Annotated in this window: 27 protein-coding genes; 17 read left to right on the forward strand and 10 right to left on the reverse strand. The window is 65.3% G+C overall.

What is annotated here, in order from left to right; all coding sequences use genetic code 11:
• A complete protein-coding gene (locus CDN36_RS04395; RefSeq protein ID WP_287496072.1) occupies positions 1-1,287 on the reverse strand; it encodes an aromatic ring-hydroxylating dioxygenase subunit alpha in 1,287 nt (428 codons plus the stop codon).
• 40 nt (positions 1,288-1,327) lie between these two features.
• On the reverse strand, positions 1,328-2,443 hold the full coding sequence (locus tag CDN36_RS04400; protein ID WP_287496073.1) for a 2Fe-2S iron-sulfur cluster-binding protein: 1,116 nt from the start codon (positions 2,441-2,443) through the stop codon (positions 1,328-1,330).
• 182 nt (positions 2,444-2,625) lie between these two features.
• Here CDN36_RS04400 and CDN36_RS04405 point away from each other — a divergent pair, with 182 nt between their 5' ends.
• A complete protein-coding gene (locus CDN36_RS04405; protein WP_287496074.1) occupies positions 2,626-3,537 on the forward strand; it encodes a LysR family transcriptional regulator in 912 nt (303 codons plus the stop codon).
• A gap of 51 nt (positions 3,538-3,588) precedes the next feature.
• Here CDN36_RS04405 and CDN36_RS04410 read toward each other — a convergent pair whose 3' ends face one another.
• Positions 3,589-4,332 (reverse strand): SDR family oxidoreductase, encoded by a 744-nt coding sequence (locus CDN36_RS04410; RefSeq protein WP_287496075.1) that lies wholly within the window; start codon positions 4,330-4,332, stop codon positions 3,589-3,591.
• A gap of 107 nt (positions 4,333-4,439) precedes the next feature.
• Here CDN36_RS04410 and CDN36_RS04415 point away from each other — a divergent pair, with 107 nt between their 5' ends.
• Positions 4,440-5,363: a LysR family transcriptional regulator gene (locus CDN36_RS04415; protein WP_150556727.1), complete on the forward strand. Its 924-nt coding sequence runs from the start codon at positions 4,440-4,442 to the stop codon at positions 5,361-5,363.
• Positions 5,364-5,514: 151 nt separating this feature from the next.
• The gene (locus tag CDN36_RS04420) at positions 5,515-5,943 is read left to right on the forward strand and encodes a hypothetical protein (RefSeq protein WP_287496076.1); all 429 of its coding nucleotides are present in this window, start codon (positions 5,515-5,517) and stop codon (positions 5,941-5,943) included.
• Positions 5,944-6,016: 73 nt separating this feature from the next.
• On the opposite strand, the gene icd is transcribed toward CDN36_RS04420, so the two are convergent.
• The gene (gene icd, locus CDN36_RS04425) at positions 6,017-7,270 is read right to left on the reverse strand and encodes an NADP-dependent isocitrate dehydrogenase (RefSeq protein WP_287496077.1); all 1,254 of its coding nucleotides are present in this window, start codon (positions 7,268-7,270) and stop codon (positions 6,017-6,019) included.
• A gap of 225 nt (positions 7,271-7,495) precedes the next feature.
• Between icd and CDN36_RS04430 the strand changes: the two genes are divergently transcribed.
• The 4 genes from CDN36_RS04430 to CDN36_RS04445 all read left to right on the forward strand — a co-directional run bounded on the left by CDN36_RS04430 (position 7,496) and on the right by CDN36_RS04445 (position 9,339).
• Complete coding sequence (locus CDN36_RS04430; protein WP_150556724.1) at positions 7,496-8,086, forward strand: pseudouridine synthase; 591 nt, start codon at positions 7,496-7,498, stop codon at positions 8,084-8,086.
• Between the two features lie 52 nt (positions 8,087-8,138).
• On the forward strand, positions 8,139-8,390 hold the full coding sequence (locus CDN36_RS04435; RefSeq protein WP_150556723.1) for a hypothetical protein: 252 nt from the start codon (positions 8,139-8,141) through the stop codon (positions 8,388-8,390).
• Between the two features lie 127 nt (positions 8,391-8,517).
• A complete protein-coding gene (locus CDN36_RS04440) occupies positions 8,518-8,724 on the forward strand; it encodes a hypothetical protein (RefSeq protein ID WP_039405187.1) in 207 nt (68 codons plus the stop codon).
• Between the two features lie 204 nt (positions 8,725-8,928).
• On the forward strand, positions 8,929-9,339 hold the full coding sequence (locus CDN36_RS04445) for a DUF192 domain-containing protein (protein ID WP_150556772.1): 411 nt from the start codon (positions 8,929-8,931) through the stop codon (positions 9,337-9,339).
• A 65-nt stretch (positions 9,340-9,404) separates the two neighbouring features.
• Here CDN36_RS04445 and CDN36_RS04450 read toward each other — a convergent pair whose 3' ends face one another.
• The 3 genes from CDN36_RS04450 to xseA all read right to left on the reverse strand — a co-directional run bounded on the left by CDN36_RS04450 (position 9,405) and on the right by xseA (position 12,503).
• Positions 9,405-10,136 (reverse strand): HD-GYP domain-containing protein, encoded by a 732-nt coding sequence (locus CDN36_RS04450; protein ID WP_287496078.1) that lies wholly within the window; start codon positions 10,134-10,136, stop codon positions 9,405-9,407.
• Positions 10,137-10,348: 212 nt separating this feature from the next.
• The gene (sodB, locus tag CDN36_RS04455) at positions 10,349-10,927 is read right to left on the reverse strand and encodes a superoxide dismutase [Fe] (RefSeq protein WP_150556721.1); all 579 of its coding nucleotides are present in this window, start codon (positions 10,925-10,927) and stop codon (positions 10,349-10,351) included.
• A gap of 202 nt (positions 10,928-11,129) precedes the next feature.
• Positions 11,130-12,503 carry an exodeoxyribonuclease VII large subunit gene (gene xseA / locus CDN36_RS04460; protein WP_287496079.1) on the reverse strand — a complete coding sequence of 458 codons (1,374 nt, stop codon included), beginning with the start codon at positions 12,501-12,503 and terminating at the stop codon, positions 11,130-11,132.
• A gap of 447 nt (positions 12,504-12,950) precedes the next feature.
• On the opposite strand from xseA, the gene CDN36_RS04465 reads away from it, so the two are divergent.
• From CDN36_RS04465 to CDN36_RS04500, 8 genes are all read left to right on the forward strand, one after another.
• Positions 12,951-13,565, forward strand: a complete 615-nt coding sequence (locus CDN36_RS04465; RefSeq protein ID WP_150556719.1) for a MotA/TolQ/ExbB proton channel family protein — start codon at positions 12,951-12,953, stop codon at positions 13,563-13,565.
• 15 nt (positions 13,566-13,580) lie between these two features.
• Positions 13,581-14,042, forward strand: coding sequence for an ExbD/TolR family protein (locus CDN36_RS04470; protein ID WP_150556718.1), 462 nt, complete (start codon positions 13,581-13,583; stop codon positions 14,040-14,042).
• On the forward strand, positions 14,039-15,124 hold the full coding sequence (gene lpxK / locus CDN36_RS04475; RefSeq protein ID WP_502920333.1) for a tetraacyldisaccharide 4'-kinase: 1,086 nt from the start codon (positions 14,039-14,041) through the stop codon (positions 15,122-15,124). Before CDN36_RS04470 ends, lpxK begins: the two co-directional genes overlap by 4 nt.
• Positions 15,105-15,302, forward strand: a complete 198-nt coding sequence (locus CDN36_RS04480) for a Trm112 family protein (RefSeq protein WP_150556716.1) — start codon at positions 15,105-15,107, stop codon at positions 15,300-15,302. Before lpxK ends, CDN36_RS04480 begins: the two co-directional genes overlap by 20 nt.
• Before the next feature lie 5 nt (positions 15,303-15,307).
• Complete coding sequence (gene kdsB, locus CDN36_RS04485) at positions 15,308-16,099, forward strand: 3-deoxy-manno-octulosonate cytidylyltransferase (protein WP_150556715.1); 792 nt, start codon at positions 15,308-15,310, stop codon at positions 16,097-16,099.
• A gap of 307 nt (positions 16,100-16,406) precedes the next feature.
• Positions 16,407-17,072, forward strand: a complete 666-nt coding sequence (gene adk / locus CDN36_RS04490; protein WP_287496080.1) for an adenylate kinase — start codon at positions 16,407-16,409, stop codon at positions 17,070-17,072.
• A 125-nt stretch (positions 17,073-17,197) separates the two neighbouring features.
• On the forward strand, positions 17,198-17,956 hold the full coding sequence (locus CDN36_RS04495; protein ID WP_150556713.1) for an SDR family NAD(P)-dependent oxidoreductase: 759 nt from the start codon (positions 17,198-17,200) through the stop codon (positions 17,954-17,956).
• A 190-nt stretch (positions 17,957-18,146) separates the two neighbouring features.
• Positions 18,147-18,641, forward strand: coding sequence for an Mpo1 family 2-hydroxy fatty acid dioxygenase (locus CDN36_RS04500; protein ID WP_174966449.1), 495 nt, complete (start codon positions 18,147-18,149; stop codon positions 18,639-18,641).
• A gap of 77 nt (positions 18,642-18,718) precedes the next feature.
• Here the strand turns inward: CDN36_RS04500 and CDN36_RS04505 are convergent, their stop codons facing one another.
• On the reverse strand, positions 18,719-19,585 hold the full coding sequence (locus tag CDN36_RS04505) for a SirB1 family protein (protein WP_150556711.1): 867 nt from the start codon (positions 19,583-19,585) through the stop codon (positions 18,719-18,721).
• A gap of 57 nt (positions 19,586-19,642) precedes the next feature.
• Positions 19,643-21,196 carry a murein biosynthesis integral membrane protein MurJ gene (murJ, locus tag CDN36_RS04510; RefSeq protein WP_206111267.1) on the reverse strand — a complete coding sequence of 518 codons (1,554 nt, stop codon included), beginning with the start codon at positions 21,194-21,196 and terminating at the stop codon, positions 19,643-19,645.
• A gap of 179 nt (positions 21,197-21,375) precedes the next feature.
• On the opposite strand from murJ, the gene rpsT reads away from it, so the two are divergent.
• On the forward strand, positions 21,376-21,648 hold the full coding sequence (gene rpsT / locus CDN36_RS04515; RefSeq protein WP_039405217.1) for a 30S ribosomal protein S20: 273 nt from the start codon (positions 21,376-21,378) through the stop codon (positions 21,646-21,648).
• Positions 21,649-21,930: 282 nt separating this feature from the next.
• Here rpsT and CDN36_RS04520 read toward each other — a convergent pair whose 3' ends face one another.
• Entirely contained in the window at positions 21,931-22,245 is a 315-nt protein-coding gene (locus tag CDN36_RS04520; RefSeq protein WP_150556709.1) for a DUF3579 domain-containing protein, read from the reverse strand.
• 349 nt (positions 22,246-22,594) lie between these two features.
• Here CDN36_RS04520 and argF point away from each other — a divergent pair, with 349 nt between their 5' ends.
• On the forward strand, positions 22,595-23,521 hold the full coding sequence (gene argF, locus CDN36_RS04525; protein ID WP_287496081.1) for an ornithine carbamoyltransferase: 927 nt from the start codon (positions 22,595-22,597) through the stop codon (positions 23,519-23,521).
• Positions 23,522-23,571 lie beyond the last annotated feature (50 nt).

Genomic DNA, 23,571 nt, shown 5'->3' on the forward strand with positions numbered 1-23,571 from the left:
TCAAACACCCATGACGCGGCGCCAGTAGGCGTACATGCCGCGAATCAGGGTTTCCGTGACCATGTGGTCCGTGTTCTCCACGCCCGTGCCGCCCAGCTCCGCAATCACGCGATGCCAGGGCTTTTGCTCGAAACCTTCCTGGGAGCATTCGATCGCCTCGCCGTCGTCGGCCGAAACGAAGCCCGCGGGGCCGAACAGGTTCGCCTGACGGAGGCGGCGCCGGGTCATTTCGTCGGTGTCGTCCTCGAATCCGAAATGCGTCCACACGAAGTCGAACGAGTCGTGGCCGCGTGGTTGAATGTGACGCGTGGACACGGAGTTGACCTGCTGCTGGAGGATCACACTGGGGAAAAGCGTCATGAGCACGGCCGTCGGTCCCTGCCACCAGTCTTCCTGCACGATGTCGAGAAAGCGCGTGTCGTTGAGCGACATCGACGCCCTGAAGCTCGACACGCCCGAGGTCACTTCGCCGCCGCCCCCCTGACCGCGCGTGGAGATCATGGCGGCGTGGCGGCCATGCTCGTCCATCACGAGCCGAGACTTGTTGTCGGCGCGCCAGAGCCCGAAGGTGACGAACCAGGTGTGCAGCAGCCCCGGATGGTACGGGTCCTTGATGTTCTCCTGCATCAGCTTCCAGTTACCGGGAATGCGCTGCTTGTTGTAGCCGAGCAGCCGCAGCTTGCGGCCATTGAACAGCCGGTCGAAGTAGCCGCAGATCTCCGGGCCGAGGAACGCTTCGAGAGACTCCACGTCGTGATCGAAGGAGGCGAAGATCACGCCGCCGCGCGTGGCCACCTTCAGCTTCGTGAGCCCGTGATCTTCCGGGCGGAAGTCCTTGGGCATGCCGCCGTTGACCTTGCCGTCCTGCTTGACGCCGCGCCGGAACGGCACGCCCTGCAGGTTGCCCTTGAGGTCGTAGTTCCATTGGTGATACGGGCAGTGAAAGTCGGTGCGATTGCCGCGCTTCTCGCGACAGAACTTCATGCCGCGATGCGCGCAGACGTTCTCGATCACGTTGATCTCGCCGCTCGCATCGCGGGTGACGATCACCGAGCGCTCGCCGATCACCGTGCGCTTGAAGTCGCCGGGATTCGGCACTTCGGCCTCCAGCCCCACGTAGTTCCAGTGCTTGCGATAGAAGCACCGTTCCAGCTCGCGGCGGTACAGCTGCTCGTCGGTGTAGACGCGAAACGGAATGCGGCTCGAGCCGTCGGACGGCCAGATCGGCGGGGTCGGCTCGCCTTCGCCGTGCGACGGATCGACCGCGGCGTGCGGTGTAGTGCTCATGGTTGTCTCCTGAGGGAAATGCTGGGGGACGCGGGCGGCGTCACGCGGCTTTCGCGTAAAACGCGTCGGCGTATATGTGCGACGCTCCGATGCCGCGCGCGCGCAGCAGCCGGGCGGCGGCATCGACCATGGGCGGCGCGCCGCACAGGTAGGCGCGCCAGCCGCGCAGCGCATCGGCATGGGAAAAGTCGGTGGCGAGCACGTCGGTGACGTGGCCGATGCGCGAGCCGGCGAGCGCGGCCTCCCGCGCACCCGGCGCACCCGGCGCACCCGGCGCACCCGGCGCACCCGGCGCACCCGGCGCACCCGGCGCACCCGGCGCACCCGTCGCATCGGGCACACCCGGCGCCCCCGTCGTCGTCACGACGTGCAAACGAATGCCCTCGTGGCGCGATGCGAGTTCACGCAGCCACCCAAGCCCGTAGACGTCGGCCGGCGAGCGTGCCCCAACGTAGACTTCGATGGGATTGGTCATGCCCCGCGCGAGCGCGCCGCGCACGATCGACAGCACGGGCGCGAGACCCGTGCCGCCCGCCACGCAGAGCATCGGACCGTCGTGACGCGTGCGCAGATACGACGTCCCGAGCGGCCCCGACACCCGCACGACGTCGCCAACCTTGAGCCGTTCGTCGACATACCCGGTGACGGCGCCGCCCGCTACGCGGCGGATATGGAACTCCAGCGTATCGTCGTCGGCGAGCCCGGCCATCGAGTACGGACGGATGTGCTCGGGTGTGAATTGCAGCGTGGCGTACTGACCGGGCGAGAAGCTGAGCGGCTTGGCCGGCTTGAGGACGAGGCGCTTGATATCGTGCGTGAGCGGCTCGATGGCAAGCACCGTCGCCTTCAGGATCTTCGCGGGGTGGACCACGACCTCGTCGAGTTCCGGCAGCTCGATTTCGCAGTCGCCATGCACGCTCGACTGACACGCGAGGACGTGGCGCTCGCCGCGTGCGGCATCGGCTTCGTGATGGCGGTATTCGACATGCTCGGCCTGCCGGACGTCGCCCGATACGACGCGGCACCGACAGGTGCCGCAGCGTCCGGCAAGACAGCTATGGGAGATGGGAATCTGCCGGTCCGTCAGGACCTTCAGGAGGTTGTCGCCGGCGGCGACTTCGATGCGCTCGCCGAGCGGTCGCACGTGAACTTGCATGGGGATTCGTCTCCGTTCTCGCGGCGCCCGCGGGGCGCCGTCGGTGGCGTTCCGACGCCGTTTGCAAGTAGCATCGCGCAACACGTTATATAAACCAATAGAATCTCGTTTATATAATTCATAAATTCCGGTGATTTCACTGAGCCATCGCCGAGGGGCCTGGCGCCCACGGGGCAAACTCCATGGACCTGCATTCCGTCGACCTGAATCTGCTGGTGGTCTTCCAGCATCTGTACAACGCGCGACGCGTCTCACGCGTGGCCGAAGCGCTCGGTGTCACGCAGCCGGCCGTGAGCAACTCGCTCGCGCGCCTGCGCAAGCTGTTCAACGACGAACTGTTCATCCGGACGTCGCGCGGCATGCTGCCCACGCCGCTCGCCATCGAGCTGGCCGAGCCCGTGGCCGCCGCGCTCGACGCGCTGCACGGCGTGTTCAACCGGCAGCTCGCGTTCGATCCGGCCACCAGCCAGCGAGCGTTTCGGATCGCCATGACGGACATCGGTGAAGTCCATTTCCTGCCGAAGCTCATGCACGCACTGGGCGCGCGGGCGCCCGGGATTACGGTCAGCACGGTGCGCAACACGGCAATCAACCTGCACGAGGAGATGGCGGCCGGTCAGGTGGATCTCGCGGTGGGGCACTTGCCGGACCTCACGGCGGCGTTCTTTCAGCGCCGGCTCTTTCGCCAGCGATATGTGTGCATGTTCCGGCCCGGACACCCGCTCGACCGGCCCGGACGCCGCCGCATGACGCGCGAGGATTTCGAGCGGGCCGAACAGGTGATGGTGGTCGCGGCGGGCACCGGCCACGGGCAGGTCGACGACCTGATGGCACGCGCGCACGTGCAGCGCAATATCCGGCTGCGTGTGCCGCACTTTGTGGCGCTGGCCGACATCCTGCACGCCACCGACCTTATCGCCACGGTGACGGAGAAGTTCGCGCAACGCAGCGCACAGCACTTCGGCCTGCGCTACGTCGACCATCCGCTCGAACTGCCCGACGTGCAGATCAACCTCTTCTGGCATGCGCGCTACCACCGCGAGCCGGCCAGCCAGTGGATGCGCACGCTGCTGTTCGATCTGTTCTCGGAGTGAGATGCCCGACCGCCCACGGCCGCCCTGCACCACGCGTCACACCGGGGCGAATCACGCGCTGTAGCCGCCGTCGATGGTGAGGCTCGCTCCGGTCACGAAGCCGGCTTCTTCGCTGGCGACGTATGCGACCATTGCTGCGATCTCTTCCGGCCGGGCATGGCGCTTGAGCGCCATGAGCTCGTGCATGCCGCCGGCGAACTCGCCTGTCGCCGGATTCATGTCGGTGTTGGTCGGCCCCGGCTGCACGTTGTTGACGGTGATGCCCCGCGGACCAAGGTCGCGCGCCATGCCCTTCACGAGCCCCACGAGCGCCGCCTTGCTCATCGAATACGTGGCACCGCCCACGAAGGCCATGCGATCCGCATTGCACGAACCGATGTTGATGATGCGGCCGCCCTCGCCCATGTGCGCGAGCGCCGCCTTCGACGCGACGAACACCGAGCGCACGTTCACATCCACCATCCGGTCGAATTCCTCGAGCGCGAGATCGGCGATCGGCGCCATGGAAAACACGCCGGCGTTATTGACCAGAATGTCGATGCGCCCGAACCGATGCGCGGCGTCGTCGACCGCGCGAGCGAGCGCTGCGGCGTCGGCAGCGTCGGCCGGCAAAGCGAGCGCGCGGCCGCCCGCTTGCTCGATGCGCGCGGCCAGGGTCTCGGCCGCGGCCTTCGAGCCCTTGTACGTGAAGGCGACGGCAGCGCCCTCGTGCGCGAAACGCTGAACGATCGCAGCGCCGATACCGCGCGAACCGCCCGTCACGAAAACCACCTTGTCCTGGAAATTCGTTGCCATGGTTGACTCCATTTCGGTTGAAAGTGGCGTCAGTATGGCCGCCTGATTACATCCCAACTAGACGATAATAACGATCATCAGTTTCAACCATCAGGAATAGATAAACGATGGATGCCATGCACCTGATCGAATCGTTCGTGCTGAGCGCGCGTGCCGGAAGTTTCTCCGCGGCCGCACGCCGGCTGGGCATGACGCCCGCGGCGGTGAGCAAGAACGTGGCGCGACTCGAGGCGAGGCTGGGCTTGCGGCTGTTTCATCGCAGCACGCGCAGTCTTACGTTGACGGCCGGCGGGGAGCGTTTCCTGCTCGACGTGGACGCACCGTTCGCCGCGCTCGCCGACGCCTTCTCGCGTGCGGCCGAGCGCGAGAGCGCGCCGTCCGGCGTGCTCAAGGTGAGCGTTGCGCACTCGTTCGGCCGGCAGTATCTGGTGCCGCTGCTTGGGGATTTCCTTGCGCGCTATCCCGACATCGTGCCCGACTGGCGCTTCGAGAACCGTAGCGTGGATGTCGTCGCCGAAGGATTTGACGCGGCCATCGGCGGCGGCATCGAACTGACGCCCGGTGTGATCGCCCGTCGTCTCGCACCGACTTATGCCGTGATCTGTGCCGCGCCGGCGTACATGGCCGGCCGTGCGGCGCCCACGCATCCGTCGGAGCTCGTCGCGTTCGACGCCATCCTCCGCCGCTCGGGCACCAGCGGACGGCTGCGTGCGTGGGAGTTGAGAAACGCCATCGGCGAGCGCGCAAACGTCGAGGCGCGCACGCGCATGATCTTCGACGACCCCGAAGCGATGGCCCATGCCGTGGCGCTCGGCTACGGTGTGGCGCTGCTGCCGATGCCGCACGCAGCCCCCCTGCTGGCCGACGGCCGCCTCCGGCGTCTGCTGCCCGGCTGGTACGAAGAGTACGGTGGTGTGTTCATCTACTACTCGAACAAGAAGCAATTGCCGCTTCGCACGCGAGTATTCGTGGACCACGTGGCGCAGGCGTTCGAGCAACAGCGGCTTGCGGCCTGTTTCGATGGACGTTGATGAACGGTCGCCGGCGCGGCACGACGCCCGCGTGCGATGTCGCCTTGCCATGCACGCGCTCGTGCACTGTAATGAAAGCGTCTGACCGACGCGTTGCCTGGACGCGAGAACGCCGCAGCGTCGGCCTTAAAGGGGGGGCGGGAGATCCGTCATGGACGCCATACGAACGGTGTTGCGCGTCATGGTTGTCGTCGCCTGCATGTCAGGCACGTGTGCGGTGCGGGCGCAGTCGGCGTATCCGCCGCGGACCCTCGAAGTGAGCGTGGCCGTTGGCCAGAAGGTCGCGATCTGGGTGCAGTCGAATTACAGTGTGCTGTGCCGCTCGCTCGGGCAGCCGACCTTCGAGCTGGACTCGACACCGGCGCTCGGCGAGGTCATGGCCGAATGGATCGAGTACACGGTGCCGGACGGCCAGCGCTGCGAGACGATGCGCTTTCCCGGCATGGTCGTCTGGTATCAGGCCGGACAGGTTGCGGGCACCGACGTGGTGGTGTGGACGGTCGGCTTCCCGCGGGAGTTCACCAGCCGCGTTCCCGGCAGCGGCGAGCATCGGGTCACCACCACCGTCGTCGTGCAATAGCGCCCCCCCATGCAGGGCCCGTGACGAGCGCCTTCCCGCTTTTCCGAAACCTGTCGCGGCACGCCGATGACGCTTACATGTTCTCGATCATCACGTCGCCGAAGCCGGAGCACGACACTTGCGTCGCACCTTCCATCAGACGCGCGAAATCGTAGGTCACCTTCTTCGAGAGAATCGACTTTTCCATCGACGCGATGATGAGATCGGCGGCCTGCGTCCACCCTAGATGACGCAGCATCATCTCGGCCGAAAGAATTTCCGAACCCGGATTCACGTAGTCCTTGCCCGCGTACTTCGGTGCCGTGCCATGCGTCGCTTCGAACATCGCCACGGAATCGGACAGGTTCGCGCCCGGGGCGATACCGATGCCGCCGACTTGCGCCGCGAGCGCGTCCGAGATGTAGTCGCCGTTCAGGTTCAGCGTGGCGATCACGTCGTATTCGGCCGGGCGAAGCAGGATTTGCTGCAGGAAGGCGTCGGCAATCGAGTCCTTGATCACGATGTCCTTGCCCGTCTTCGGATTCTTCACCTTGCACCACGGACCGCCGTCGATCTCCGTGGCGCCGAACTCCTTCCTGGCGAGCGCGTAGCCCCAATCGCGGAACGCCCCCTCGGTGAATTTCATGATGTTGCCCTTGTGGACCAGCGTGACCGAATCGCGATCGTTGTCGATGGCGTACTGAATCGCCTTGCGCACCAGCCGGTCCGTGCCCTCGCGCGACACCGGCTTTACGCCGATGCCCGAGGTCTGCGGGAAGCGGATCTTGCTCACGCCCATTTCGTCGCGCAGGAAGGCGATGAGCTTCTTCGCGCCCGCCGACTCGGCCTCCCATTCGATGCCTGCGTAGATGTCCTCCGAGTTCTCGCGGAAGATCACCATGTTGATCTTCTCCGGCTGGCGCACCGGCGAGGGCACGCCCTTGAAGTACTGCACCGGACGCAGACACACGTACAGATCGAGTTGCTGGCGCAGCGCGACGTTCAGCGAACGAATGCCGCCGCCGACGGGCGTCGTGAGCGGCCCCTTGATCGAGACGACGTAATCGCGCACGACTTCGAGCGTCTCGTCGGGCAACCACACGTCCGGCCCATACACGCGCGTCGACTTCTCGCCCGCGTAGATCTCCATCCAGCTGATCTTGCGCTTGCCGCCATAGGCTTTGTGCACGGCGGCATCGACCACCTTGAGCATCACCGGCGTAATATCCACGCCCGTGCCGTCGCCTTCGATGTACGGGATGATCGGATTGTCCGGCACGTTGAGGGAAAAATCCTTGTTGACGGTAATCTTCTCGCCGGCCGGTACCTTGATGTGCTGATACGACATGGTGGGGCTCCAATGAAAGATCGAACTGAGTGCCCGGCACGAGCGACATGGGGGGACTCGCCGGCACATTTCCGTCCTATTGTAGTCACTGCGCTCATCCGCGCGTATGACAAGACCTGAGTCTTATATAAGACATAAGACTCAGGTCACCGATTATGCATTAACATGGCCAGGCTGACCAGAGGCCAGCCCTGGCATCGGCAGCTCCGACTCTCGTTTCACCGTATGACACTTCTCGCGCTCAACAAACCGTTCGGCACCATCTGTCAGTTCTCGCCGCACCCGACGCGACCCACGCTCGCCGAGTGGGTGCAACGTCCCGGCGTGTATCCCGCAGGCCGACTCGACGCCGACAGCGAAGGCCTGCTGCTGCTCACCGACGACGGTCGGCTGCAGGCGCGCATTGCCGAGCCCGAACGCAAGCTGCCCAAGACCTATTGGGCGCAGGTCGAAGGCGCCTGCGACGAGGCCGCGCTCGAGCGCCTGCGTAGGGGGCTGGACCTGGGCGACTTCGTCACGTTGCCCTGCGAGGCCCGGCAAATCGCCGAGCCGGACGGTCTCTGGCTGCGCGACCCGCCTATCCGCTACCGGGCCAGTATCCCAACGCACTGGCTCGAAATCAAACTCGTCGAAGGCAAGAACCGGCAGGTGCGCCGCATGACCGCCGCCGTGGGAAAGCCGACCCTGCGCCTGGTGCGCGTGGCGATCGGGCCGGTCGACGTGTTCTCCCTGAAACTCGCACCGGGTCAATGGTGCGAGCTGCCGCAACAAATACTTACACTTTCCGGTCAACGCGGCACACGCGCCTCTCGTTGAGGGAGCAGGTGCGCAACATACGCACCACCAACCGAAACGAGGAAACCCAGTCATGAACAAACTGCTGCTCGCATTGACCGCCGGCCTGATGGTGTCCGGCGCCGCGATGGCCCAACAATCGGCGCCGGCCACGGCGCCTGTCGCACCGGCTGCGCCTGCAGCAGCAGGTCCGGCAGCGCAGGCGCCGGCCTCGGCCGATCACGCTGCGCCGGCGAAGAAGACTGCCAAGCACAAGAAGCATCACCACAACAAGTCCGGCAAGAAGGGGCCGGCGACCCAGCCGGCCACCGGTAACAAGCCGTAATACTTGCCGCGCGAAAAATCCGCGAACCGGCTGTCAACCGATGTCCTGAACGGACGTTATAGGAGATGACTCACTTCGCGGGTCAACGAGTACATCACCCAAACATCGAGCTCCAAAGAGGAATCTCATGAAAAAACTGATCGCTGCCCTGGTCGCTGGCCTGTTCGCAACTGGCGTGTTCGCCCAAGCTTCGGCTCCGGCCGCTGACGCGGGTGCTGCTCCGGCCGCCGCAAGCAAGCCGGCCGCAAAGAAGAAGTCGTCGCACAAGAAGTCGCACAAGAAGTCGGCCAAGAAGGCCTCGGCTGCCGAAGCTCCGGCCGCTGCCAGCAAGTAAGTACCACGTCGCGCAGCCCGGCTGCGCAACGGACGGTAATCAGCAGGTTGCTCGTGCAACCTGCTTTTTTTTCGTCCGGCGGCTACAATGACCCGCCACTCATCTGACGTTCCCCCGATCTTCCCAGGAGTCGTTGTGATCCGGATTTCACGTCAGCTGGCCGCGCTCGCCGCCAGCGCCACGTTCAGCACCGTCGCCGCCGTCATGGCGCTCGTCCCGGCCGCCGCCGACGCCCAGATCAAGCAGCCCGGACAGTTCCCCACGGTCCAGCTCTCCGCCGGCATGTTCCTCATCAAGGCCGAAGTGGCCGCCAATGAAGCCGATCGCGAGCAGGGTCTGATGTACCGCACGAGCATGCCCGCCAACGCCGGCATGCTGTTCGTCTTCGAGCAGCGCGCCGGACACTGCTTCTGGATGAAGAACACGAACCTGCCGCTGTCGATCGCGTTTCTCGCCGACGACGGGACCATCGTCAACATCGAGGACATGGCTCCGCAGACCGAAGACAACCACTGCCCGCGTGCTGCCGTGCGCTATGCGCTCGAGATGAATCAGGGCTGGTTCAAGAGCAAGGGCATCGGCCCCGGCGCGAAGATCTCCGGGCTGCCGCGCTGATCCCTTCGCGTTTTGTCCGGGCGCCTCATTCGCCGCCGGCGGGGCTGCGCGCTATCGGTGCGTCGTTAGCGCGCGCCGCTCGAGATTTGCAGGGCCGCGCCCAGTGAGCGCTCCAGAAAACGATCGAGCAACCACGGGTCGAAGTGCCGACCGCGCTCGGCGAGCATGGCGCCGACGATCTTCGCCGGACTCCATGCGGTGCGATACGGACGGTGGCTCGCGAGGGCGTCGAACACGTCCACCAGGGCAACGATGCGCCCGGCCAGCGGAATCCGGTTGCCCGACAGTCCATAGGGATACCCCCTGCCGTCGTAGCGCTCGTGATGCGAGCGCGCCACCGTTGACGCCAACTCGCACGCCGCACCGCCGATCGCGCTGAGGACATCGGCGCCCAGTTGCGGATGCGCGCGCATCACGCGCATTTCTTCCGCGGTGAGTCTGCCCGGCTTCTCGAGGATGGCGTTCGGGATGCAAAGCTTGCCCGTATCGTGCAATGCGGCGGCCAGTCCGAGCGCCTGCGCCCTGATCGCCGGCATGCCGAGCGACTGCGCGAAGCGCCACGTAAGCGCACCGACGCGCCACATGTGGGCGGCCGTGCCGCCGCGCTTGTACTCGGCAAGGCGAAAGAGTGTCCAGGCCGCGGGCGGCAGGCTTCGCATGAGGCTCGCGTCGGCGAGCCAGTATCGCGGCGCGTCGTCGTGCCGCGGGCCGGCGCGGGCGAGGTCGTCAGGCGTGAAGGAGAAGCGCGTGGATGTTGCGGAATGCGCGCCGTTCGCTGGCGCAGGGTCTTCTGGCATATGTCCCGCCGTCGAGTTTGAAGCTCACACTCTAGCGACGCGAGCTTGCATGAGCGTTGATCGCGATCAACGTCGCTGCGGATGACACGGCCCCGGCAACCGCTGAAAACAAAAAAGCCCACTGCATGCAGTGGGCTTCTTGCTTCGCCGCGAACGCCGGACGCTCGGGTCGGGCGCCAGACGCTTTACCGGCGAAATCCGGGCATTCGCGATTATGCGAAGTTCTTCGCGGCGAAGTCCCAGTTGACGAGATTCCAGAACGCCTCGACGAACTTCGGACGGGCATTGCGGTAATCGATGTAGTAAGCATGCTCCCACACGTCGATCGTGATCAGCGGCTTGTCCGAGCCGGTGATCGGCGTCGCGGCGTTGCTGGTGTTGACGATGTCGACCGAACCGTCGGTCTTTTTCACGAGCCACGTCCAGCCCGAACCGAAGTTGCCCACAGCCGACTTGGTGAAGGCTTCCTTGAAGGCGTCGAACGAGCCGAACTTCGCGTCGATGGCCTTGGCCAGATCGCCGCTCGGCGCACCGCCGCCCTTGGGCGACAGCGTGTTCCAGAAGAAGGTGTGGTTCCACACCTGTGCAGCGTTGTTGAACACGCCGCCCGACGACTTCTTGATGATGTCCTCGAGGCTGGCGTTTTCGAATTCGGTGCCCTTGATCAGGTTGTTCAAGTTGGTCACATAGGCTTGGTGATGCTTGCCGTAGTGATACTCCATCGTTTCCTTGGAGATGGTCGGCGCCAGCGCATCGATGGCGTACGGCAGTTCAGGGAGCTTGTGTTCCATGGCGATTGTCCTTTGTGCTCTGAGGGGAACCCGATTTGCATTATCCGGAGCCATCGATTCTAGGGCAGATGCAAAAACCCCGCAAACCGCACGGTTACCGGCTTTACCGCACAGTGCGCCGCGCATGTGACGATTGTTTGTCGATCCCCGCCGATCGATGCACGATGCGTGCAGTTTGCCGGGATAGCCGAAGCGGGCCGCGCTAAAAAGTATCGTCTAGCCTGACCTGGACGTCACCAATGCCCACGTCGGCGGCGCCCTCGGCCAGATGCATCGTCACCGATTGGCCGCGCTGCAGCCTGCGCGGGTCGCGCACCGGGTGGCCGCGGCTGTCGAGCACGGCGGCATAGCCCCGTTGCAGCGTGCGACGCGGATTGAGCAGCTCGAGCTGCGCCGCGGCATCGGCGAGCCGTTGCGCGGAACGCTCCGCGCGGCGCGACATGGCGCTCGAGAGCCGCTGCGAGAGCAGTGCCACGCGCTCATGCTGCGACGCGACATCGGGCACCGCACGTGCCAGGCGCAGACGCAGCATGTCGAACCGGTTGCGCCGCTGTGCGAGCGGGCGTTCGAGCGCGTGACGCATGCGGTCGCCCAGATGCGCCAGTTCCCCGCGCTGCCGGGCCAGACGCTCGCGCGGCGAGACGAGACCGCGCGAGAGGCTGTCGAGCTGCTGCGCGCGCTGTTCGAGCATGCGCCACATGGCCCGCGTGAGGCGCTGGCGTTGCCGGTCGACCTCACGCAGACACTCGTCGCGCGCGGCGCTGATCAGCTCGGCGGCGGCGGTGGGCGTCGGCGCTCTCACATCCGCGACGAAATCCGCAATGGTGAAGTCGGTCTCATGCCCCACGCCCGAAACCACGGGCAGTTCGCTGCGCGCGATCGCGTGGGCCAGCACTTCCTCGTTGAACGCCCACAGGTCCTCGATGGAGCCGCCGCCGCGGCACAGCAGGATCGCGTCCACTTCCCGACGGGCGTTGGCCGTGTCGAGAGCGGCCGCCAGGCGCGACGCCGCATCGGCGCCCTGCACCGGCGCCGGGTAGATCACCACGCTCACATGCGGGGCGCGCCGCGCCAGTGTCGTGAGGACGTCGCGCAATGCCGCGGCCTGCAACGACGTGACGACGCCCACCCGGCGGGCATATCGGGGCAACGCGCGCTTGCGTTGCGCGTCGAACAACCCGGCCGCGGCGAGCTTCTCCTTGAGCCGCAGGAACGCTTCGTACAGATTGCCCTGCCCCGCGCGGCGGATCGCCTCGACGTTGAGTTGCACCTCGCCGCGCGGCACGTACATCGAGAGCTGCGCGCGCACCTCCACGCGATCGCCCTCCTTCGGCGAGAAATCGGCGTACTGCGCGCGACCGCGGAACATCACGCAGCGCATCTGCGCCTGCGCGTCCTTGATCGAGAAATACCAGTGGCCGCTGGCCGCGCGCGTGAAGTTCGAGATTTCGCCGCCGACCCACGCCAGCGGGAAAGTCCGCTCCAGCATGCCGGCGACAGCTTTGTTCAGATCTGAAACGCTCAGCACGCGGTCTGCACCACGATCGTGCCGAATGTCGTCCAAAGATGAGTTCATGCGTGTGCGCTGACGAATAACTGTCCACAGGCCCGCTAATTTACGGGTTTTCTCGGCCGGGCGCCGCATATTTCCTTGGCGCCGGCGCCAAGCCCTTGATTTATCGGGCTCTACGCTTCGATTCGCAGCCAACGGGCGAAGCGAATTCGAGCGCGGCGGGAAGATATATTATCCACAGCCGACATGTACACACAGTTATCCACAGGCTGTGCGCGAAGCATTGGGAAAGCCGAGCTTGCGGCGGTGTTCATTTCTGAAACGATGCGCTGCCCATTTTTTCATCACAAAGTGAAAAGTCCCGCCGCGTCAACGGGTTGTCTGACGTATCCAAAGGTTGTCCACATCCTTGTGCTCGTCCGGTGTGGAAAACGGTGCTTGCCCATCCCCCCCCTGCACGCTACAGTGCGGACTCGTTTGCCTATCCCCGCAACAAGCAAGAGGTCGTCTTTGTTCGCCGTCATCCAGGCCGCCGGCTGGCCCATCTGGCCACTTCTCATCGCCTCCGTCATCGCGCTCGCCCTGATCGTCGAGCGCGCCCTTTCGTTGCGCCGCGCCCGCGTGCTGCCGGGCGGCGTGCTCGAGAACGCCATCACGCTGGCCCGTCGCGGCAATGCGAAGCAGGAGGCCACCGACGCGCTCGCGCAAGGCTCGATGCTCGGCCGTGTGCTCGCCACGGGCGTGCGTTACGTCTCGCGCAATCCGCACGGTGCGCGAGACGGCGCGAAGGAAGCGCTGGAGGAAACCGGGCGCGCAGTCGCGCACGAGCTCGAGCGGTTTCTGCCCGCGCTGGGCACCATCGCGTCGGTGGCACCGCTCATGGGGCTGTTCGGCACCGTCATCGGCATGATCGAGATCTTTGGCTCGCAGGACGCAACCGGCACCGATCCGGCGCAACTCGCGCACGGCATCTCGGTAGCGCTCTACAACACGGGCTTCGGCCTGATGATCGCAATTCCCGCGATGATCTTCTATCGCTATTACCGAACGCGCGTCGATGCCTTCCTCGTGGAACTCGAGACGCAGGCGGTTCACTTCCTCGATGCCACGCTGCCGCGGCACTGAGGCGAGAGACGCGCGATGAATTTCCGTCGAGGCCTCTCCACGCGCGACGAGCCGGAGATCAATCTGATTCCGCTCATCGACGTGCTGCTCGTGATCCTGATCTTCCTGATGGTGACGACGACCTACACACGCTATACCGCGCTCAAAGTGAACCTGCCGACCGCCGACGCCGAAAAGGCGCTCGTGCCGCCGCGGCAGATCGTGGTGTCGGTCGGCGCGGACGGCAGCTACGCCATCGACCGCCACGCCCTCGCACAGCGCGATGTCGCGAGCCTGGCCGCGGCACTGCGCCAGGCCGCCGGTGCGGCGAACGACGGCGCCGAAGCGCCGGTCGTCATCGTCAACGCCGACGCCAAGAGCGCCCATCAGTCAGTCATCAACGTCATGGAAGCGGCGCGCGAAGCCGGGTTGACGCGGCTGACGTTCTCGGCCCGTTCGACAGCGGCACAAGGCGCCGCGAAGTCCCCGTCCCGATGACCACGCCAGGCACGCCGGACGCTCCCCATGCCCGCCACGCCCCACGTGCGCGCTCGCGCGCCGTGGTGCCGCGCCTGTCCGGCGCGCTCGCGCATTGGGTGACGGCGCAGTGGCAGCGCCGCGGGCTCCTCGCCTGGCTGCTGTGGCCGCTGTCCTGGATCTTCGGGGCCGTCGCGGCATGGCGCCGCGTGTGTTTCCGCCGGGGCTGGAAGACGTCCACCCGTCTGCCGGTGCCGGTCGTCGTCGTGGGAAATCTCACCGTCGGCGGCACGGGCAAGACGCCAACGGTCATCGCGCTCGTCGCCGCGCTGCGCGCCCAGGGCTATACGCCTGGCGTGCTCTCACGCGGTTACGGGGCCGCGCTATCCCGGCCGACGGAAGTCGGCGCCGACGCAACGCCTGAAGCGGTGGGCGACGAGCCGTTGCTGATCGCGCGGCGCACCGGTGCTCCTGTGTGGGTATGGCCTTCACGCGTCGAAGGTGGGCGGGCGCTGCTCGCGGCGCGGCCCGAGTGCGACGTCATCGTGTGCGACGACGGCCTTCAGCACTACGCGCTCGAGCGCGACGTCGAGATCGCCGTGTTCGACCATCGCCTGGGCGGCAACGGCTTCCTGCTGCCGGCCGGTCCCCTGCGCGAGCCGCTGTCGCGCCGGCGTGATGCCAGTCTCATCAACGACCCCTACGGCAAGACGCTTCCGGCATGGCCAAACACCTGGCGACTGTCGCTCACGCTCGGCCACGCGTGGTGCGTGAGCCAGCCGTCGCTCACGCGAGCCCTTGCCCACTTCGCCGGACGACGCGTGCTGGCCGCGGCCGGCATCGGTGCGCCGGAACGGTTCTTCGCGGCGCTGCGCGGCGCGGGACTGCAGATCGAGACGCTGGCGCTGCCCGATCACTACGACTTCGCGGCAAATCCGTTTGACGGCGTGGCGGCCGAGGCCATCCTGATTACCGAAAAGGATGCAGTAAAATGCCTGACCTGGTCGGACCCGCGTGTGTGGGCCGTGCCTGCCGAGGCGGCGCTCGACGCGCGCCTCGTATCACTGGTAGTGGAGAAATTGCGTGGATACCCGACTGTTTGAGATTCTCGTCTGCCCGCTGTGCAAGGGGCCCCTGGAATACGACAAGAAAGCCCAGGAACTGATTTGCCACGCCGACAAGCTCGCGTATCCGATCCGTGACGGCATTCCCGTCATGCTCGCCGACGAAGCGCGCCAGTCTGTCGAAGGCACGCCGGTCCCGCTCGACGACGACAAGTGAGCATCGTGAGCGAGCCAGTCCACACCGTCGATTTCGTCGCCGTCGTGCCTGCGCGTCTGGCGTCGACGCGTCTGCCGAACAAGCCGCTCGCCGACATCGGCGGCAAGCCGATGGTGGTTCGCGTGGCGGAACGCGCGCGCGAGTCGGGGGCCCGCCAGGTCGTGGTCGCCACGGACGCGCAGGGCGTCGTGGACGCCGTCTGCGCGCACGGGTTCGACGTCGCGCTCACACGGGCCGACCACCCCACCGGCACCGACCGCCTGGCCGAAGTGGCCGTGCAGCAAGGCTGGCCCGACGACACCATCGTGGTCAACGTTCAGGGCGACGAGCCGCTCATCGATCCGCGTCTGGTGCGCGCCGTGGCGGCGCATCTGGCCGAGCATCCGGAATGCGCCCTGTCGACGGCCGCGCACCCGATCACCGACCACGCCGAGATCTTCTCGCCGAACGTCGTGAAGGTCGTGCTCGACGCCCACAGCCGCGCCCTGTATTTTTCGCGCGCGCCCATCCCCTGGTCGCGCGATGCCTGGTCCGCCGGCCTGGCCAGCATGGCGACGCTGCCCGCGAGCGCAGCGCCCATCTTCCGGCATATCGGGCTTTACGCGTACCGCGCCAAATTCCTGCGTCACTACCCGTCCCTGCCGCAGGCGCCGATCGAGACGGCCGAGTCGCTCGAGCAACTGCGCGCCATGTGGCACGGCGAGCGCATCGCCGTGCTCGTGACCGACGACGCCCCGTTGCCCGGCGTCGACACGGCCGAAGACCTCGAGCGCGTGCGGGCGCTGCTACGCGGCTGAGTCCGCAGCGCCCCCACGCCATATCGTCATATCGCCGCGAGTCCTCCCTTTCCATGCGTCCCGGAAATCGTGCCGGGTGAACGGGACGGCGTCGGCAAAACGCCGTCGGGCCGGTGCGTCGTGGCATAATCGCTCTGATTCTCGCGAGCAGACCCCGGTCGCGCGCGATGCGCCCCTGCCGAGCGCGTCGTGCGCGCGAAGCGTGGTTGAGCCGGCCACGCAGGCCGAAACCGCTGCCGACATCCGGAGACGCACCTGCCTGCCGCACGCACAGCATTCACAAATCACAAACTTTCAGGAGTCATCGATGCGTCTGATTTTGTTGGGGGCACCCGGGGCCGGCAAGGGCACCCAAGCCACTTTCATCAAAGAAAAATTCGGCATCCCGCAAATCTCGACCGGCGATATGCTGCGCGCCGCGATCAAGGAAGGCACCCAGCTCGGCCTCGAAGCCAAGCGCTTCATGGACGCGGGCGACCTCGTTCCGGACGAAGTGATCATCGGCATGGTGCGTGAGCGCCTGAGCGCCGACGACTGCAAGAACGGCTACCTCTTCGACGGCTTCCCGCGCACCATCGCGCAGGCCGAAGCCATGAAGGACGCCGGCGTCGCCATCGAGTTCGTGCTCGAGATCGACGTGCCGTTCGACGAAATCATCACGCGCATGAGCGGGCGTCGCACCCACCCGGCGTCGGGCCGCACCTACCACATCAAGTTCAACCCGCCCAAAGTGGAAGGCAAGGACGATGTGACGGGCGAGCCGCTCGTGCAGCGCGACGACGACAAGGAGGAGACGGTCAAGAAGCGTCTGGCCGTGTACGAATCGCAGACCAAGCCGCTCGTCGCCTACTATTCGGATTGGGCCAGGCACGGCAGCGAAGGCGCGATCGTCGCAGCACCGAAGTACCGCAAGATTTCGGGCCAGGGCAGCGTGGAAGACATCCGCGCGCGCGTGTTCGAAGCGCTGAAGTAAGCCGTTGCCGCGGCCCGTGCCCTGGCGCTGTACGCAACGCCAGTGGTTCGGCCGACGTCGATGACGCCATGAAGAAGGCGGCCAGTTCCCACTGCGCCGCCTTTTTTGCCAGAGGAGGATGACGCATGGAAATTCAGGGCAATGTGTTTCTGATCACCGGTGGCGCCTCGGGGCTCGGCGCTGCGGCCGCGCGCTGGCTTGCCGGACTGGGCGCGCATGTCGTGCTCGCCGACGTCAACGTCGCCGAAGGTGAAGCGCTCGCCGAAAAGCTCGGCGGGAAATTCGTCAGATGCGACGTCACGCGTGAAGACGACGGCAACGCCGCCGTGGCCGCCGCCCAATCGCTGGGCGCGCTGCGCGGGCTCGTCAACTGTGCCGGCATCGCCATCGGCAGCAAGACCGTCGGCCGCGACGGCCCGCATCCTCTCGATGCATTCGCGCGCGTCATCCAGATCAACCTCATCGGCACGTTCAACATGATCCGGCTCGCCGCTGCCGCGATGAGCCGGGAGGAGCCCAACGGCGAAGGCGAGCGCGGCGTGATCGTCAACACGGCTTCGGTCGCGGCATATGACGGGCAGATGGGCCAGGCCGCCTACGCGGCGTCCAAAGGCGGTGTGGCCAGCCTGACGCTGCCCGTCGCGCGCGACCTGTCACGCAGCGGCATCCGCGTCATGACAGTCGCGCCCGGCATTTTCGAGACGCCGATGATGCTCGCCATGCCCGCCGAAGTGCAGGCTTCGCTCGGCCAGATGGTGCCGTTTCCACCGCGGCTGGGCAAACCTTCGGAATATGCCATGCTCGTCGAGCAGATCGTGCGCAATCCCATGCTCAACGGCGAAGTCATCCGGCTCGACGGCGCCATCCGCATGCAACCCAAATAGACTTCGTGCGCGGGCTCCCTGCAAGGCTTGCCGGCTTCCCGCCGGGCTCGCGTCACGTTGACGCACCGCAACAAAATGTCGTCGGATCTGTGACTACAATGGAATGCCGGTCGTGTCGCGCGACCGGACGGCCGCCGGCGTCGACGCCGGCATCCCCCCATACTCTGCGCCCCTGCGGCAGGAGGCTGGCATGAAATCTCTGGCGCAACAGATGTCGTTCTACCAGCGCTATCACCGCAGCCCCAAGAATCGTCTGACCCATTTTTTCGGCGTTCCCATGATCATCCTGGCGGTGATGCAGGCGTTCTCCTGGGTGCCGCTCGGCCCCAGCGGCCTGAATGCCACGCATGTGATCGTGCTGGTCCTGCTGATGTATTACTTCCTGCTCGACGTCCCGCTCGCACTGGCCATGACCGCCTTCTTTGCGGTGCTGCTCGCGGTGACGCAACATCTCGCGAAGCTGCCGTGGCCCTGGGCGCTGACGGTCTTCGGCGTGCTCTTCGTCGGCGGCTGGATCATCCAGTTGGTCGGCCATCATTTCGAAGGACGCAAGCCCGCGCTGCTCGACAACTTCTTCCAGATCTTCATTGCGCCGATGTTCCTGATGGCGGAGATCTTCTTTCACTTCGGCTACAAGCCCGGCCTGCAACGCCGCGTGCAGGAGCTGGCCGCGCAGTCGGCCTGACGAGCCGACCGGCAGGCGCACCGGCGAACGCGCGGCGTTGGCGGCGCCGACAGCATCCCGATTGCCGACGTCCGGCGTCAGCCGTGGCTGCCGGGACGACGGCTCAGGTCGTCGAGCACCTGCCGGATCGCATCCGCGTCTTCGGCCTCGGGCCGCTTGCTCAGGTACAGCTCGAGATCGTCCTGCGCCGGACGCACCAGTCCGAGCCGCGCATAGGCGAGCCCGCGGTCCCGCCTCTCGATCGGTTGATCGGGCAGCACGAGCACCATGCGCTCCTGCACGGCGAGCAGCCGTTCCCAGCGCTCGCTTTGGGTATAGATGGCGCGCAGGTTGCGCAGCATCCGCGCAAGAATCTCGCGCGGCGTCGCAGGCTCCAGGAACGGATGCAGCAGCGCCCACAGCGCGAGCTCCTGGATCGGCTCGGCGCTCTCGTCGCGGTAGTGCTTCAGGTACGGCTCGACCATCTCGAGAAGCCGTTGCGGCGAGAGCGAATGCCCGGAGATCGGGTCGATGACGACGTCGCCTGCCGGCACGGCAAGACGCAGCAGAAAGTGTCCCGGAAACGACAGACCGCGCAACGGCAGGCCGATCTGGTGACCGATTTCCATGCACAGCACGGCCAGCGAGATCGGAATGCCGCGGCGCCGGTCCAGCACCACGTGCAGGTGGCTGTTGTCCGGGTCGTAGTAGTCGTTCTGGTTGACGGTGAAGCCGAGCTCGCGGAAGAAGAAGTGATCGAGCAGTTGCAGCTTCTGCAGCGGCCCGGCATCGGGCGGCAGACGTCTGGCCAGTCGCGCCGCCAGCATGTCGATCTGGGTGAGCGTGTCCTGTACGTCGAGGTCGGGATAGACGTCCTGCGCGATGGCTATCGCGGCTTCGGTGAGCGGCAGCCCCTCGTCGGAGGCCACCAGCGCGGCAAAGTACTCGAGAATTCGGTTCGCCATGCGGTATCCGTGGTGTATTCCGTGGGTGTATTCCGCGGCGTGCTTCGCCTTGGCGGCTTACGAATGCGTGCGCCGGCGGAAGAACGAGAAGTTGAAACCCATAAGGAATAATGCCCCGAAATACACCACCGCGCATAGGACCAGACTCGCGCCGAGCAGTGCGATGCGCGAGAGCGGTCGGGCGCCGAGCGCCACCCAGTCGAAGCTCTGCGTGAACCACAGCAGCACGCCGGCCAGGATCAGGCAGGCCGCGAGCAGTTGCACGAAGAACAGCCCCCAGCCCGGCGCCGGGCGGTAAATCCCGCGCCGGTACAGTCCCGCGAAGAGCAACGCCGCGTTCATGCAGGCACCCACGCCGATCGACAGCGAGAGTCCCGCATGCGCGAACCAGCGCACGAACAGCAGGTTGGAGAGCTGCGTGGCGACGAGCACGACCACGGCAATCTTCACCGGCGTCTTGATGTCCTGCTTGGCATAGAAGCCCGGCGCCAGAATCTTGATGAGGATGAGGCCAACGAGTCCTACGCCGTAGGCTGTCAGTGCGTGCGCCGTCATTGCCACGTCGGTCGCGTCGAAGCGTCCGTACTGATAAAGCGTGGCCGTGAGCGGCTCGGCGTAGACGAACAGGCCCACGGCACTCGGCATGGCCAGCAAGAACGTGAGGCGCAGCCCCCAGTCCAGCAGTGCCGAGTACTCGGCGGCGTCGCCATCAGCATGTGCCCGCGACAGGCTCGGCAGCAAAATGGTGCCCAGTGCCACGCCCAGCAATGCCGTCGGAAACTCCATCAGACGGTCGGCGTAGGCGAGCCACGACACGCTGCCCTGCGCCAGACGGGACGCAATGTTGGTATTGATGATCAGGCTGACCTGCGCGACCGAGACGGCCAGCGTGGCGGGTACCATCTTCGCAAGCACGCGCTTGACCCCGGCGTTGCGCAGGGCGGCAAGCACGTTCAGGCGGATACGCGGCAGCATGCCGATGCGCGCCAGCGCCGGGAGCTGAATGACGAGCTGCAGCACGCCACCGACGATCACGGCATACGCGAGCGCGTACACCGGCGTGTCCAGGTGCGGCGCGACCCACAGCGACGCGACGATCGAACTGACGTTGAGCAGCACGGGCGCGAACGCCGGCATCGAGAACTGGCGCCAGGTATTGAGCACGCCGGCAGCGAGCGTCGTGATCGAGATCAGGGTAATGTAGGGAAACATCACCCGCGTCATGAAGACGGCCGCGTCGAACGTACCGTTCTCGCGCGAGAGCCCCGTCGCCACGGCATAGACCACCGCCGACGCGCCCAGCACCCCGGCGACGGTAATCGAGAGCAACGTCCAGAACAACACGGTCGTCACGGAATCGACCAGAGTCCTGGTCTCCTCCGGGCTGCGCTGGGACTTGAATTCGGCCAGAATCGGAACGAATGCCTGCGAAAACGCCCCTTCGGCGGACAGGCGGCGCAGCAGGTTGGGAATGCGGAACGCGACGTTGTAGGCGTCGGTCATGGGACCCGCGCCAAACATGCGCGCGATGAGGATTTCACGGACCAGACCGGTGATGCGCGAAAGCATCGTGAAACCGCTGACCGTAGCGAGGGCTTTGAGCAAATTCATGTTGCGCGTATTATACGCACAGCCCTGCAGCAAAGAAGTTGCAAATTCCGTTGGTCTTCGGCTATAATCGTCGGTTTCGAAGTCAATGGATTGCTTCCTGGCCACCGTGTCTCCCAGGGAGCCGAGCCAAACTGCATAGAAGCCGCATCAGGCGGAGCAATTCAAGGAATTCACCGAACATGGCAAATACCGCACAAGCACGCAAGCGCGCGCGTCAAACCGTCAAGATCAACGCCCACAATTCGGCGCTGCGTTCGCGCCTGCGCACGGCCGTGAAGGCCGTTCGCAAGGCCATCGCCGCTGGCGATCAGGCTGCCGCCAAGGAAGTGCTGCGCGCTTCGGCCAAGACGATCGACATCATCGCTGACAAGAAGATCGTCCACAAGAACACCGCGGCTCGCCAGAAGAGCCGTCTGTCGGCCGCCATCAAAGCGATGTCGGCGGCTGCCTGAGACAGCGTCAGCTGCAAAGCAGAATCAGTTGCTTGCCGGTTCCGACTCCGGTCGGAACACTAAAAAGCCCGCTCCCACGCGGGCTTTTTTCTTTTCCGCGATCTCTTTTTACCCCTTCCCCACCCGGCCGGCGCGGCGCGAATCGATGGCAAAACGAAAAAGCGGAGAAAGATCGGGACGGCAGGAGAGCGACGAACGACGAACGGGGGAACGGGGCAGACGACGGTGAGCCGGGGCCGGAGGCCCGGTACTCACGTCTGGCCGGAAGCCGGCCGGGAGGATCTACTTGATGTCGGGGACGATACAGGCTTCGGTCAATTGCAGATCGTTGTCACGCGCAAAGTTCATCACGAAATCGAAGGCCCTCGGCTCGATCTCGCGCAGCCGCTCGTCGACCACGACACACTTGACGTCACCCACCATAATCGGGCGCACATAGGGGGAATACTGCATGTATGCGTTCGGACCGATATTGCTTCGGCCACAGAACGACACAGCGCCGCACAGGCGTTCCGCCCAGTCACTCGGCCGGAACTTCTTGCCACCCCGGGTGATGCCCTGGATGAAATACTCGCGCGCGGAAACCTGGTCGGTCATATCGCTCAATCACCTAAAAAAACATCTGGCCGACCATACGCGGGTAACGTTGCCGGCAGAGACAGTATTATATCTTATATAAGACTCGAACCTGCCCCCCACCCATGCTGCAGATGTTTTTTTCGGACTTGCCAGCGCTTTTCGGCTGTGCAGCAACGGCCTCGATCATACGCTTTTCGTGTGACGACAAAACGATTTGGTAGACTAGGGGCTGTTCCCCTGACGCCAGCAACCGGTAGAACACCTTCACGAGCCTGACCGGGGGACAGGCCTCAAGGCTTGTTCGTCGTGCCGCGGGCGGATGAGTTCCCGTCGGGCTCCCGCCACCGGCCTCCAGCAGAACATCCAAATGACCACCGCCAAACCCATCAAGCATTACCTTCAGTTTTCGGACCTGACGCTCGACGAGTATGACTACGTGCTCGAGCGCACCCGCATTCTCAAGAAGAAGTTCAAGAACTACGAGACCTATCACCCGCTGCACGACCGCACGCTCGCGATGATTTTCGAGAAAAGCTCGACCCGCACGCGCCTGTCGTTCGAAGCCGGCATTCACCAACTGGGCGGCCACGCGGTGTTCCTGAACACGCGCGACACGCAACTCGGCCGTGGCGAGCCGATCGAAGATGCCGCGCAGGTCATCTCGCGCATGACCGACATCATCATGATCCGCACCTTCGGTCAGGAAATCATCGAACGCTTCGCACAGCACTCGCGCGTGCCGGTGATCAATGGCCTGACCAACGAGTACCACCCTTGCCAGGTGCTCGCGGACATCTTCACGTACTACGAGCACCGCGGTCCCATCAAGGGCAAGACGGTCACGTGGATCGGCGACGCGAACAACATGTCGTACACGTGGATCCAGGCCGCCGAAATTTTCGGCTTTCAGTTCAACATCTCCACGCCGCCGGGCTATCGCCTCGATCAGGCGATGGTGGCCGAGTCGAGCCGCCCGTTCGTGCGCGAGTTCGACGACCCGCGCGAGGCCTGCGAAGGCGCGGACCTCGTGTCGACCGACGTATGGACCAGCATGGGCTTCGAAGCGGAGAACGAGGCACGCAAGGCCGCCTTCGCGCAATGGTGCGTGAATGCCGATCTCATGAAGCGCGCCAAGCCCGATGCGCTCTTCATGCATTGCCTGCCCGCCCACCGCGGCGAGGAGGTCTCGGCCGATGTAATCGACGGCCCGCAGAGCGTGGTCTGGGATGAAGCCGAGAACCGTCTGCACGTGCAGAAGGCTCTCATGGAATTCCTGATGCTCGGCCGCGTATAACTCGCCCGTCGACGTCCATCGAGACGCGAATCGTCAGCCCGGACCGGTGC

The organism is Pandoraea sp. CB10b_02 (genome assembly GCF_002216225.1).
In the GTDB taxonomy this organism is placed as follows: Bacteria; Pseudomonadota; Gammaproteobacteria; order Burkholderiales; family Burkholderiaceae; genus Pandoraea; species Pandoraea nosoerga.

Excerpts from the sequence above, each read along its gene's own strand:
- lpxK (WP_502920333.1), top strand. The coding sequence starts at position 14,039 with ATGACCACGCCAGGCACGCCGGACGCTCCCCATGCCCGCCACGCCCCA.
- CDN36_RS04400 (WP_287496073.1), bottom strand. The coding sequence starts at position 2,443 with ATGCAAGTTCACGTGCGACCGCTCGGCGAGCGCATCGAAGTCGCCGCC.
- CDN36_RS04435 (WP_150556723.1), top strand. The coding sequence starts at position 8,139 with ATGAACAAACTGCTGCTCGCATTGACCGCCGGCCTGATGGTGTCCGGC.
- rpsT (WP_039405217.1), top strand. The coding sequence starts at position 21,376 with ATGGCAAATACCGCACAAGCACGCAAGCGCGCGCGTCAAACCGTCAAG.
- murJ (WP_206111267.1), bottom strand. The coding sequence starts at position 21,196 with ATGAATTTGCTCAAAGCCCTCGCTACGGTCAGCGGTTTCACGATGCTT.
- CDN36_RS04440 (WP_039405187.1), top strand. The coding sequence starts at position 8,518 with ATGAAAAAACTGATCGCTGCCCTGGTCGCTGGCCTGTTCGCAACTGGC.
- CDN36_RS04470 (WP_150556718.1), top strand. The coding sequence starts at position 13,581 with ATGAATTTCCGTCGAGGCCTCTCCACGCGCGACGAGCCGGAGATCAAT.
- CDN36_RS04520 (WP_150556709.1), bottom strand. The coding sequence starts at position 22,245 with ATGACCGACCAGGTTTCCGCGCGCGAGTATTTCATCCAGGGCATCACC.
- CDN36_RS04505 (WP_150556711.1), bottom strand. The coding sequence starts at position 19,585 with ATGGCGAACCGAATTCTCGAGTACTTTGCCGCGCTGGTGGCCTCCGAC.
- CDN36_RS04410 (WP_287496075.1), bottom strand. The coding sequence starts at position 4,332 with ATGGCAACGAATTTCCAGGACAAGGTGGTTTTCGTGACGGGCGGTTCG.
- icd (WP_287496077.1), bottom strand. The coding sequence starts at position 7,270 with ATGTCGTATCAGCACATCAAGGTACCGGCCGGCGAGAAGATTACCGTC.
- CDN36_RS04395 (WP_287496072.1), bottom strand. The coding sequence starts at position 1,287 with ATGAGCACTACACCGCACGCCGCGGTCGATCCGTCGCACGGCGAAGGC.
- CDN36_RS04500 (WP_174966449.1), top strand. The coding sequence starts at position 18,147 with ATGAAATCTCTGGCGCAACAGATGTCGTTCTACCAGCGCTATCACCGC.
- adk (WP_287496080.1), top strand. The coding sequence starts at position 16,407 with ATGCGTCTGATTTTGTTGGGGGCACCCGGGGCCGGCAAGGGCACCCAA.
- CDN36_RS04445 (WP_150556772.1), top strand. The coding sequence starts at position 8,929 with ATGGCGCTCGTCCCGGCCGCCGCCGACGCCCAGATCAAGCAGCCCGGA.
- CDN36_RS04415 (WP_150556727.1), top strand. The coding sequence starts at position 4,440 with ATGGATGCCATGCACCTGATCGAATCGTTCGTGCTGAGCGCGCGTGCC.
- CDN36_RS04495 (WP_150556713.1), top strand. The coding sequence starts at position 17,198 with ATGGAAATTCAGGGCAATGTGTTTCTGATCACCGGTGGCGCCTCGGGG.
- argF (WP_287496081.1), top strand. The coding sequence starts at position 22,595 with ATGACCACCGCCAAACCCATCAAGCATTACCTTCAGTTTTCGGACCTG.
- CDN36_RS04405 (WP_287496074.1), top strand. The coding sequence starts at position 2,626 with ATGGACCTGCATTCCGTCGACCTGAATCTGCTGGTGGTCTTCCAGCAT.
- CDN36_RS04430 (WP_150556724.1), top strand. The coding sequence starts at position 7,496 with ATGACACTTCTCGCGCTCAACAAACCGTTCGGCACCATCTGTCAGTTC.
- CDN36_RS04450 (WP_287496078.1), bottom strand. The coding sequence starts at position 10,136 with ATGCCAGAAGACCCTGCGCCAGCGAACGGCGCGCATTCCGCAACATCC.
- xseA (WP_287496079.1), bottom strand. The coding sequence starts at position 12,503 with ATGAACTCATCTTTGGACGACATTCGGCACGATCGTGGTGCAGACCGC.
- CDN36_RS04420 (WP_287496076.1), top strand. The coding sequence starts at position 5,515 with ATGGACGCCATACGAACGGTGTTGCGCGTCATGGTTGTCGTCGCCTGC.
- sodB (WP_150556721.1), bottom strand. The coding sequence starts at position 10,927 with ATGGAACACAAGCTCCCTGAACTGCCGTACGCCATCGATGCGCTGGCG.